1 protein-coding gene is annotated in these 1490 nt (G+C 69.7%); it reads right to left on the reverse strand.

Translation table 11 applies throughout. The features are described from left to right. Positions 1-22: 22 nt before the first annotated feature. Entirely contained in the window at positions 23-1243 is a 1221-nt protein-coding gene (locus tag G6048_RS48055; RefSeq protein WP_165345889.1) for an IS110 family RNA-guided transposase, read from the reverse strand. Positions 1244-1490 lie beyond the last annotated feature (247 nt).

A 1490-nucleotide genomic window follows, 5' to 3' on the forward strand; every position in this document is an offset into this window, starting at 1 on the left:
CATGAGTTTCCTGAGTCAACCTCTATGCCGCCAAGGGGGTGTCGGCGGTCGTGTTGATCTTTCCGTTGGCCTGGTGGATCTCGGGGTCGTAGCAGGCTCCGTCGCGCCAGCAGGCCCAGATCACCCGCAGCCAGGCACGGGCCAGGATGCGGGTGGCGTGGGGGTGCCGCTTCTTGCGGGCCCGCGCATCGGCGTAGATCTTCGCGGCCCACGCGCTGCCGTGCCGACTGTTGTCCGCGAAGGTGGTGATCGCGACACGGGCTCTGCGGTTGGTCGCGAAGCGGAAGGTCACCGCGTGGGACTTGCCGGAGGCCCGGGTGACAGGGACCACGCCGGTCTCGGCGATGAACTGTTCGCAGGACTCGGCGCGTTCCAGGATCGGGCCGATCTCGCCGATGATCTGCCCGAGGTTGACCTGCCCTATGCGGGGCATGGAGGCCAGCAGCGGCGCGTAGGGGTGCGTCTCGACGGCGGTGGTGATCTCGCGGTCCAGCTCGCGGATCGTGGCACGCATGGCCCGCACGAGCTGGACCTGGACGCGAATGAGCGTGGCGACGGTGGCCTCGCCGAGCCGGGTCGCGGCGGCGGGGGCAGCACGCAGGCGCTCGATGAGCTGTGTGCCGGTGCGTCTGCCGGAGTAGCCGCGCCGCTTGCACCACGCCTCCAGCCTGGCGGGGGTGAGCTTGGCGGCGGCCTGCGGGGTGGGGTAGCGGTCGAGGAAGTCCAGGGCGATGTCGCTGTCGCGGTCGGCGAAGACCGCTTTGCCGCCGGGCCACAGCTGGTCGAGCTGGGCGTCGAGCTGGTTGACGGCGGCGACTTTGGCCTCGACGTGGTCGGCGCGTTGCCGGGTCAGCGCCTGCAGTTGAAGGGTCTTGGGGTCGGTGGGGACCAGGCGCCGCAGCTGGTGGCCGTCGGTGCGCAGGTAGTCGGCGAGCTTGTGGCTGTCTCCGGCGTCGGTCTTGGCCTTGGAGGCGCCCCAGCGCGGGCGCATGGCGTGGAAGGCGTTGGGGTGCACCGGCACCACCGGGTGGCCGGCGGCCAGCAGCCGGTCCACGACCAGGCCGCGGGTGGTCTCGATGGCCACCGGCAGGTCAGCCGGGCTGCCGTGCTTTCGCAGGCGTTTGAGGGTGCCCTCGATGCCCTGCTCGGTGTGCGCAAGTTCCCAACGGTCCACGCGGGTACCGGAGTTGTCCATGACGGTGACGTCGTGGGTCTCGGTGGCCCAGTCCCATCCGATGAACACGGAAGCTGTACTCCTGTGACTTCGACGGAGCACCTGCCCGGTGGTGAGGTCGTCTGCCGGAAGCTCATTAATCGGCCCTCTGTGGGGCGTGTCCCTGAAGCCGATCAGACGGCCTCGGCCCGGCGGGGCCGGCATAACTCATGCTGGCCATCGCGTAGCACGCGAGCGCGGCCGTGCACCCGCCGGGACCGAGAGGTCACAACCCTACCCGTGAGGGCTGCAGAAGGGATGGTCCTCTAATGAGCGA

This window comes from Streptomyces ureilyticus, from assembly GCF_011045025.1.
Lineage (GTDB): Bacteria > Actinomycetota > Actinomycetes > Streptomycetales > Streptomycetaceae > Streptomyces > Streptomyces ureilyticus.